Source organism: Xenorhabdus sp. PB30.3 (assembly GCF_963895965.1).
Taxonomy (GTDB): domain Bacteria; phylum Pseudomonadota; class Gammaproteobacteria; order Enterobacterales; family Enterobacteriaceae; genus Xenorhabdus; species Xenorhabdus stockiae.
In genome coordinates, this window is the sequence record NZ_CAWQMW010000155.1 from 43585 (window position 1) to 52819 (window position 9235).

At 44.0% G+C, this 9235-nt stretch carries 14 protein-coding genes; 2 read left to right on the top strand and 12 right to left on the bottom strand.

All coding sequences use genetic code 11. The features are described from left to right. Positions 1 to 182 precede the first annotated feature (182 nt). Both AACX38_RS15300 and AACX38_RS15305 read left to right on the top strand, forming a co-directional pair. The gene (locus AACX38_RS15300; RefSeq protein ID WP_228863099.1) at positions 183 to 443 is read left to right on the top strand and encodes a type II toxin-antitoxin system RelE family toxin; all 261 of its coding nucleotides are present in this window, start codon (positions 183 to 185) and stop codon (positions 441 to 443) included. Between the two features lie 65 nt (positions 444 to 508). After that, positions 509 to 868 carry a helix-turn-helix domain-containing protein gene (locus AACX38_RS15305; RefSeq protein WP_228863100.1) on the top strand — a complete coding sequence of 120 codons (360 nt, stop codon included), beginning with the start codon at positions 509 to 511 and terminating at the stop codon, positions 866 to 868. A 95-nt stretch (positions 869 to 963) separates the two neighbouring features. On the opposite strand, the gene AACX38_RS15310 is transcribed toward AACX38_RS15305, so the two are convergent. The 12 genes from AACX38_RS15310 to AACX38_RS15365 all read right to left on the bottom strand — a co-directional run bounded on the left by AACX38_RS15310 (position 964) and on the right by AACX38_RS15365 (position 9201). Then, positions 964 to 1758, bottom strand: coding sequence for a Thoeris anti-defense Tad2 family protein (locus tag AACX38_RS15310; protein WP_228863101.1), 795 nt, complete (start codon positions 1756 to 1758; stop codon positions 964 to 966). Positions 1759 to 1906: 148 nt separating this feature from the next. Further along, entirely contained in the window at positions 1907 to 2941 is a 1035-nt protein-coding gene (locus tag AACX38_RS15315; protein WP_228863102.1) for a DNA-methyltransferase, read from the bottom strand. Between the two features lie 108 nt (positions 2942 to 3049). Then, positions 3050 to 3250: a hypothetical protein gene (locus tag AACX38_RS15320; RefSeq protein WP_228863103.1), complete on the bottom strand. Its 201-nt coding sequence runs from the start codon at positions 3248 to 3250 to the stop codon at positions 3050 to 3052. A gap of 203 nt (positions 3251 to 3453) precedes the next feature. Next, positions 3454 to 4257, bottom strand: coding sequence for an antitermination protein (locus AACX38_RS15325; RefSeq protein WP_228863104.1), 804 nt, complete (start codon positions 4255 to 4257; stop codon positions 3454 to 3456). Between the two features lie 47 nt (positions 4258 to 4304). After that, the gene (locus AACX38_RS15330; RefSeq protein ID WP_228863105.1) at positions 4305 to 4664 is read right to left on the bottom strand and encodes a RusA family crossover junction endodeoxyribonuclease; all 360 of its coding nucleotides are present in this window, start codon (positions 4662 to 4664) and stop codon (positions 4305 to 4307) included. Position 4665: 1 nt separating this feature from the next. Beyond that, entirely contained in the window at positions 4666 to 4950 is a 285-nt protein-coding gene (locus tag AACX38_RS15335) for a DUF1364 domain-containing protein (RefSeq protein ID WP_228863106.1), read from the bottom strand. 21 nt (positions 4951 to 4971) lie between these two features. Continuing rightward, positions 4972 to 5415: a recombination protein NinB gene (locus tag AACX38_RS15340; RefSeq protein WP_228863107.1), complete on the bottom strand. Its 444-nt coding sequence runs from the start codon at positions 5413 to 5415 to the stop codon at positions 4972 to 4974. Between the two features lie 112 nt (positions 5416 to 5527). Then, a complete protein-coding gene (locus AACX38_RS15345) occupies positions 5528 to 5656 on the bottom strand; it encodes a hypothetical protein (protein WP_339385690.1) in 129 nt (42 codons plus the stop codon). A 195-nt stretch (positions 5657 to 5851) separates the two neighbouring features. Further along, a complete protein-coding gene (locus AACX38_RS15350; RefSeq protein ID WP_099122590.1) occupies positions 5852 to 6049 on the bottom strand; it encodes a hypothetical protein in 198 nt (65 codons plus the stop codon). A 20-nt stretch (positions 6050 to 6069) separates the two neighbouring features. Further along, positions 6070 to 7956 (bottom strand): toprim domain-containing protein, encoded by a 1887-nt coding sequence (locus AACX38_RS15355; protein WP_228863108.1) that lies wholly within the window; start codon positions 7954 to 7956, stop codon positions 6070 to 6072. A gap of 206 nt (positions 7957 to 8162) precedes the next feature. Then, on the bottom strand, positions 8163 to 9041 hold the full coding sequence (locus tag AACX38_RS15360) for a replication protein (protein ID WP_339385691.1): 879 nt from the start codon (positions 9039 to 9041) through the stop codon (positions 8163 to 8165). Continuing rightward, positions 9034 to 9201 (bottom strand): hypothetical protein, encoded by a 168-nt coding sequence (locus AACX38_RS15365; RefSeq protein WP_228863110.1) that lies wholly within the window; start codon positions 9199 to 9201, stop codon positions 9034 to 9036. Before AACX38_RS15365 ends, AACX38_RS15360 begins: the two co-directional genes overlap by 8 nt. Positions 9202 to 9235: the final 34 nt, after the last annotated feature.

Sequence of the window (9235 nt, forward strand, 5' to 3'; positions counted from 1 at the left end):
GCAATAGGAAATACTGAGGTTCTGAAAGTGATTGCGGTGGCATAAATTAAAAAGACCACGCCAATAGCGTAGCCCTGAAAACAATATCGCATTTTAATCGCATTTTTAGTTGACTAAATACGATTTAAATCTTATTATCTAATCATCCCAAGCGGATATGTTCTTTAACAAATGAGGAAACGATGGTTACGGTTCAATGGACGAGGAAAGCGCGAAAACAGTTGCTTTCAATCGATACCAGATACCGGAAAGCTATCAATGAGAAGGTTAACCAACTTGAAACCTTTCCTGCAGTAACACTGGACATCAAGAAGCTTCATGACCTTGATAACCAGTACAGACTAAGGGTCGGCGACTACAGGATAATCTTCGAATTCACTGACGGCGAACCGGTTATCTGCTCGATAATGGCAGTCAAACGGAGAACATCGACAACGTACTAGGCGGGGTAACCCGCCATTTCCTCATTATTAAATTCACCGCGATTCTTAGCCAACCGGATGAATATATGACAATGCAATACATAAACGATGAAGCAGGAAAACCACTGTATGTTGTCCTGCCAGTAGCTGAATACGAAAAGCTTATCAGCGCAAAAGGAGATTGGGAGGATGTGCCCTACACTCCGTCAAAATACGATGATGTAACCGTGCCTAACGGCGTTGTGTCTATCATGGTTGACCAGGATGTTTCTATTCTGGCGGCTTGGCGCATCTATCGTGGACTGTCTCAATATGAAGTCGCTGAAAAGCTCAACACAGCTCAATCCACCGTGTCTCAGTGGGAGGCATCAGATCGCCCACAGAAGCGCACACGGGAAAAACTGGCGACGCTATACAACTGCACGCCAGAGCAACTCATTCCATAACCCAACGGCCCCACTCTGGGGCTGTTTACTTTGGCTGAAATACAAAAAGGCCACGCAATGCGCAGCCTTGAATTTCGTGTATGCATTTGGACAAATTATTTATCACGCCAAGTTATGCAGAAACGCTTAGTTTGATCTGTCTGCTTTAATATTTCACTTAATTTTTTGACATTAAGTTTCTGAAGATTATGGGCATCATATCTACTATCATAAGTATAGCTCACGTTGCGCGTATAAAGACCATTTTGCCCCCAACTTGGACGAATACCAAGATTATAAGTTTCATTATCAACGGTAACATAAAAATTTTTCTTAAATATCTGATATACTTTTTGATCGCTATTTTTATCAGTGGATACTTGCAAAGCTATTGTAAGAAGAGTTGGGATAGTATTATCAACATCCAAATAGAACCACTGTATATCAATAATTCCTATTTTATTTTGAATTATATTTAAAGTACCAGTATGAATACTTTTACTTCCCCAATTATTGTATCCCCACCATTTGTTACCCGCTGGAATCTGTTCAAATCCTAGTTTAAGATCAAAAATCAACATGGCATCTTCTGGACACATTGCTTCCAACAGCCAATCACAAGCCACCATGTCTTCTTGCTTAGGACTCCATCGTTCCCAATGGTCATGCTTATCGTATTCTTCTATATAACCTGATTCTTTATTAAATCGTAAGTATTGCTTGGGGGAATCCCAATCTTTACGCTTCACTAACTTACCTAAATTCAATTGAATTATTGCCCATGCAAAAGAGCCTACCGGAGCAGTAACATCATTACTAAGCTCAACTGTCGTGGTAGTCTTATATGTGACCTTATATTTTTCAGGGTCGAATGAACAATTTTTATCATCTAGTTTATTAACGTCAGACATAAACACCTCACTTAATTATTTATTAATAAAGGTAATTTCATCCTACTGTTAACTCACCGAAAACCTTACTTAAGCCAAGTCCCCATCTCAATCAGATTACTACTATAGCAAGACTCATAATTTGAAAGATGATAGGTTATTTATCGAGCTACAAACTCAAGCCTGTTATCTCTTGCTCGGTCTGCTTAAACCGTTCCTCTTCCAATTCCACACCTAAAACCCGGCGATTCAATTTCAGCGCCGCTTTCAGTGTCGCCCCGGAACCCATAAAGAAATCAGCCACCAGATCCCCTTCCCGGCTACTGGACTGAATAATATGCGCCATTAAATCAGCAGGCTTTTCGCACGGATGCTTGCCCGGATAATACTGCACAGGCGCAAACTGCCAGACATCGGTATAAGGCACTTCTGCTCTGACTGAGAACGAACGGCGCATTAAGCCGTACTCCTGCCGCAGTTCTTCATACTGGCGCGATAATATCTGGTGTGATTCCACCAAATTAGAATAAGGCTTGTTCAGCTCGCCACGCTGATGCTTTTCTTTAGCGATACAGTCAAATAACACCTGCAGTTTTTGATAATCCTCTTTATTGGGTAACTGCCACTGGCTGTCGCTGAACCAGTGACTCGCCATCTGCTTTCCTGTAGCAGCGTGAATTTCTTTTGCCGTGACGCCTAACGCTTTCCGGGCATCACGAAAATAATCGATCAGCGGCTTAAATACCGACTGTTTCAGTTCCCGGCAGTGACGGGAATAGTCATCGCTTTTCGGGTGATAGGAGCCTTGATAATGTTCGGCAAAAATAATACGCTCAGTGGCCGGGAAATACATCCGCAGGCTTTCTTTATTCGGCCTGCGCCACAAGCCGGAAGGTTTCGCCCAAATAATATGGTTCAACACATTAAAGCGTTCACGCACGAGCAGCTCGGTATCAGAGGCCAGACGCGAACCACAGAACATATACAGGCTACCGTTGGGTTTCAGCACCCGCCAGAATTCAGCCAGCAGTTCATCCAGCCACGCAAGGTACGCCGTCACATCGTTCCACTGATTATCCCAACTGCAGTCTTTGACCCGAAAGTAAGGCGGGTCAGTCGCAATCAGGTCAATACAGTTATCCGGCAGGGTTTTGATAAATTTCAGAGAGTCGTCGTTAATTAATGTGGTACTACTTAAATTCACTGGCTATTCCATACATCGACGCTGACGGGTTCTCAGGAAAGCCACAGGGGGAAGGCTGGCGTTATTGCATCACCAACCCTGCATTTCACCGCTTAAGACATTGCCCCATCAAAGGCAACGTTTGAAAAACGTCTCATTGTCCCGGCTTTCCATCAGACCAGCCAGACAAAATTGAGTTAAAAGCAATTGGCAACGTGGCCTTGTTAGCCCCGTTAAGGTAGAAATATCTGAAACAGACGCCCAGTCATACAGAGGCACTGTTTCTAAAACGCAGGAAGCTGTTGTTGTCATATCTTCATGTTTTAGCATGATAATTTTAAACCTTTGGTCAGTTATTCGGCGTGAACACACATGTAACTTTGACCAACGACAACAGCAAGTCTTATGTTTATTTCAGGTATAAAAAAACCTCGCAAGGGCGAGGTTTCTATTTGATAAGACAGAGTATCCCATCATTAGCGTCAAATTTACCCAGTTTTCGGAAATTTGTCAAACGAAAACGTTTGTGATTATCAAACATCGCCAAAATCACTGGTAACTTTCTTTAACATGCTATTGGCTTTCGTCTCTTCTCTTTCACATTCTTGGATGAGGTCTTCATAAAATGGTTTTACTGTTTTTTCTAATGTGGCAACACTGATACCACCAGTAACCGCCCTGACAGCCCTAAATGCTTTAGAGGCTGGAATTCGTTCATATCCTCGACCACTGCAACGTTTACAAGCCTTACGAACAGGCACACCTTGCCTTTCGGTTTCGTCCTGATCCACTGCCGTTCCACGCCCTTTGCAATCCTTACAGGCGCAAGAAACAGATCCTTTCCCATTGCATTTCTGACAAAGTTCACCAACCTGCTCTGTTTCAACCCAGGGTTCAATAATCACCTTACCATCTGTACGAATAATGCCAGGGTGTTTGGTGACGTCCTTTTTGGCGTAAATAATCCCTACACCCCGGCATTTTTCACATTCAGTAACGCTAGCCGCAGAGCGCGAATAATCCATAAACGCGAATTTTGCCAGTATTTGCACGACTTTTACCTTAATCTTGGGACTGAGCTTGCGTAAGGCTGCCACCTTATCACACCGCCTCATCCCATATTGAGTCAGTAGTTTGATCGCCTTATCCTTGTCGTTCCGGCTAAGCCCCATCTTTCCTGTAAACGCGGCGTAGCCGAATGACACCTTACTCTGACACATCCCGAAGGCCGCCATCACATCAGTGCCTGTTAATGTTTCACTGGATGTCGCTCTGGATGAATCGGTCAATGAAGGGGATTTCGCGAAATGGTATTTTAATGCGCTCTCTAGGTTCATTTATTTTATCCCCGGCAATGCTGTACGTGTGTGTAGTTCAATGAAGGTCATGCATCTAATTCCCTGATAATGATCTGCCCCTTCTCTCCCCAGAGCTTCGTCACCCGACCATCCCAGACCCGTGAGTCATCATCAAAAACAGCATCTAACAACGCCTTTTCGAGATTATCTTTATCAGGTTTTTGCTGGTGTGGCTTGCCGTTCATCGCTGTGCGTTTTTTCTTGCTCCAGCTTGGTGGCATCGGGATAACAAAGGTGATGTGGTAATGCGATTCAGGGAGAGTAATGTTGTTGAGCCTGATTTCGTCCTTAAATGCGTAGTAATTTAATACCGGCTTTCGCTTTCGCCATCTGTCTGCCTGTGTCATCCGTGGTTTGGGAACAGGCAAGATGTCATAGATTTTCACGTCAAATCTTACCCTCCGATAACAATATGGATTGTGTTCTGATCATCCCTTCCAGATGAGCGAGATGTGCATAATCGATATCGGTCAGTGTCGTTCGGCGGTCTATTTCATCGTGACAGGCAGAGCAGGCCCATGCGCCAAATAGATCATGCGGCTTCATTCCCATGCCACTAATACCCGCCATTCGGTAATGAGCCAGAACCACTGTCTCGTTGTTGCCATTACAAATACCCGGAAGTCTGACCTGACATTCCCGACCTCGCGCTTCTTTCCGCAAATTTGCCATCTTATTCCCTAGTCATTTGATTTAAATCCTGTGGCCGTAATAATTCAGCGCGTAGCGTGTCTCTGTGAGTTTTACGCCCTGACATACAGCCCATGCCTGTGAATATTCAATTAAGCTGCTCATGCGCTTCATGCTCATTCTGGCAGTGCTTTCTCTTGCCAACGGCACCAGTTCACCTTCCAGCCCTGCAATGATCTGCCCTTCTTTTCCTGTCGCTTTAGCGTGACCAGAAACAAAAATGCATTTCCATTCCGGTGTATTCCATGTACTGCCAGCCCACTCAATCCCCTGTTTAGAAACGTCACCACATAACGCATGGAACTTGTCGTTCTGCGGTAGTGTTCGATTTGAATCTGAGATAGTGATTTGAATGGGAAATTCGTCGTTGAGAGGTAAGTTATCGAGTGTGACTATCAGATTTTTGAGTATGTGCGCATTTCGTAGCAGAAAGATCTGCTTATCCATCTAATCTCCGTTATATTCCTTCGAAAATAGCCTCTTCTTGCCATTTCAGTAGTTCATCCTTAGAGCATCGCCGTTCACATGGCGGCTCAATTCTCGATTTGTAACCAGCCCATCAGTACCAACCGCTACGGTGTTCTGCTGTGCCACACAGTTTACAGAGATGAACCCGACACATATCTGACCACTGATAATCATGGCCTGCTGAATTGCTTAATCGTTCAACTGTATTTCTGGCCACCATATTTCTCCTCTAATTTCATGCCTGAATAAATTAATCTGACCATTGTTCAACCATACCCATAAAGCAGCCTGTAATTAACTCTAATGAATTTTAACTTCAACTAACCCAATTATGACTTATCGTATTTAATCCTCTCTGTATTAATCTCACAGCGAAATAATGGCATTAATCAATTCAACGAGATTATTTTGATTTTCATCCTGCATTTTCTTCCAATAACCATTTTTCGATTTCAGCATTCTGATGTTTCGCCAGACGCAATGCCTCCAGTCGGTCAGATTCGTCCGATTCATCCAATGTCATGATCAGACAAATTTGCGAGATAATTTTCAGGAATGTGTGGTTGGTACGTTCGATTAGCTGTTTGGTGTCTGGTTTTTCTTGCTGTGTCATCTAAAGTTCTTCTGGTGGGGTTAATATTCAGTTACATGCGCCTCACGCCAAGCATCGTCATAGTCGGCGTTAGGCATGTTTGCGATATAGTTGTAAGGTGTAGCGCCTTCCATGATGAGAAATTGGTGAGATTGTTCTTCAAGATATAACGGGATCTTACCCTCCCATCCTTCCCCGTTCCGTTGCTTCTCCAAGCAGAGAATGGACGCAGGCTCGTTGGTATGGCGCTGTTCTTCATCACTGAGTTGTTGTCCTGCCTGTAGCTTTTGCAAGGCCCTCTCCCGACGTTTGTTTCGCCAGATGATAAACAGGTTATCAGTCAGGTCTGTAATAGAACCGGAGCCTTTGACATCCATTTTCCCGGTGGGTTTATCTTCACTATCAGACTTCCTGCTGTGAGTGACGAGGATGACATGGCTGTTGGTTTTATTCTTGAAGTCACAGACTGCATCAAGAAAATCCTTCTGCCCGTTATAATCATCATCGGCAATTCCGCACTTCATCAGACTGTCGATGATAAACAGGTTTATGCCATAACGTTTGTTGGCATAGCGAAAAATATCTAACAGGCGATCAGCTTTTGCGGTGCCTGTCAGTCCGAATAGCCATAAGCGGTCATCATAAAAATTAAATGCAGACTCAATCTCAATCATTGGTGGCAACGTGCTACATGTTGCCTGCCGGGTCAGCCTCTTGAGAAATACGGAAGGCTTTAACTCAAACGAGGCCACACACGCCCTTGAACCTTGCCTCATGGCTTCACAAAGAACATGGCCCAGTATTTCACTTTTCCCGTGACCGTTAACCCCGTTGAGTATGGTTAACTCCGCCTCCCTGAATTTGAAATTGTGATTCAAAGTCTCCCACGGGCTGCCGAACAGGTATTGCTCCTTGCCGTAAAATGCCTGAATGGTGTCCTGATAGTATTCTCTGGCACTGCAAAGTTCCTCGGGATCGAAAAAGGCGGCAGTTTCAAGACAGCGGACAATTTCATCCTGAGTCATACCCGCCTGCAGACACTCGTTGATATCTTTGTGCGGAAGCTTGACCAGTCTGCATCGATGTTCACCAAGGCGGTTCGCAATTTCTTTTGCCGCCTCATGGCCCACTTCGTCGTTATCCATCGATAGCCAGATTTCTTCGAAGCGGTCTAGGTTATGATATTCAAATTCAATCCATTGCTGTTTTGCTCCTTTGCCGCCCCCGAACGGGACGGAAAGCGCGGGTAATCCGTATTGGTGATAGCTCATGCTGTCAATTTCACCTTCACAGAGAATCACCACTCTGACGTTTTTCGGCACGGTATCCCAACCGAACAAGCAAGGCTCACAGTCTGCCTCAACGGAAATGGCTTTCTTGCCATTGGGCCGCTCAGTGCTGATCCGCTTAACCTGCAATAACTCACCATCTCGCTTGTAGGGAAAGGCGATAGCAGGTAACTCCCGATTTTCATCGTGCGACCAGATCACCGCATCACAAACTTTGAATGCTTCGGCGGTTTCCCGGCTAATCCCTCGGCTCGCAAGGTAGGTATAACAGTTTTCAGTTTTGCGGATATTTTTTTTCAGCGATTCGCTTTTGGGTCGGCTGAATTTCTTCTGCCGCTTTGCTTCGAAGTGATGATCATCATCGCTAATACCAAGAAATTGCTTCGCTTCGGTCATCGCCTGATGCAGACTGCAGTCTCTCACCTGAATCCATAAATCCAGTAAATCCCCACCAGTTCCCTCAGCAAAATCTGACCAGACTTTCTTCCCGGTAAGATTCACTTTCAGGCTCTTCCCCGTCTCACCGTTCACTGAACCAGTCACCCATTCGTGACTCTCTCGCTTGCCGTTTGGTAACAAGTACTTCGCCACTCTCTCCACCTCAGACCAAAGACGGTCTGAAAGTTCTGTAATAGTCATCAGATTACCCGCTATTTTCCATGCCTGATAATTAGCATGAACACTATTTAAACATGGGCGTAAAACCCTCTGTAATCAATTTTGAGAGGTTTTAACTTCAAAACACCCAATGTTATGACTTATGCCATTTAATACTCTCTGCGTTAATTTCGCGGAGAAATAACGGCATCATAAATTCATGGACGATGTGATTTGGTATTTCGTCGCTAATCCAGAAAGACCAACCCGGATTTACTGACGGTAATCCCGGACTGTCCCGAAGTGGGTTTAGCTGGCGTGCTTATCGCGGGCTTTTCATCTGTCCAGCGTTTCTGGTTCAGGTAGGTGGTCGGGTGGAGATTTTCAAATCCGAATATCTTTGCCTGCAAACGTGACCGAATGTCCTCAACCAGAAACGTCGCAAACTGCTCCGGCGTTCCTCCGGTTTCTTTCCGCCACGCTTTGAACTGAGATTTGAAAGCGGAGAGTGCCTTGGGTTTGCCAATTTTTTTCATCCCGGCAAGCCAAAAGATATTTTCGAATACTGATTGAACCTGATCTTGTTTTGCTGGCTCAAGAGAGGTTTTTTCACATTCAGTCTGAACTTGTTCGGACAATATGTTTTTATTATCTTTCTTTTCTTTAATAGTATCTTTTGTGTTTAGCTGATTTGGCTTATTTTTTTTAGCTGTTTTAGCTAAACTTTTATTAGCTGATTTGGCTAAAGGTTTGCTATTTTGGCTAACATCTAAAATCCACTCAGAAATTTCCAAATTTAGCCCTATCATACTTCCTTGTTTAATAAGTATTTTTCTTTGTGTTAACTCCTTAATTTCGGTGCTCACATGAGTGTGGTGTAGGTTAATCATTTCTGCTATCTGAGTGTTAGTTGCTCTATCAAACCGCTTATGCCAGCCGAACGTTTTTTCAATAATGGCATCAATGATCCTGTACTGCCGATAGGTTATCTCCTTGTTGCTGTGCGCCATTAAAACTAATTTTGGACTACGAGGCATTTTAATGAACTCGATATCACCATTCACACTTTCCTCTTTCACTTGTGTTATTGGCTGACGGTAATCAGCCATTCTTGCAATGTTACTCATGGCGATCATCTCCAATCAGCTCTTTTCGAAGTTCTTTCCGTAGTTTCGCGTCATCTAAAAGAGCACGAAGATGTTTAACTCCTTCCTTGGTAACGGAACGAGCCTCCCGATCGCGCATGTTATTTTTATGCACGGCTATGTGATTAAATTTGGTTTTCATGTATAATTAATCCGTAAACTTTTCCACTCTATGA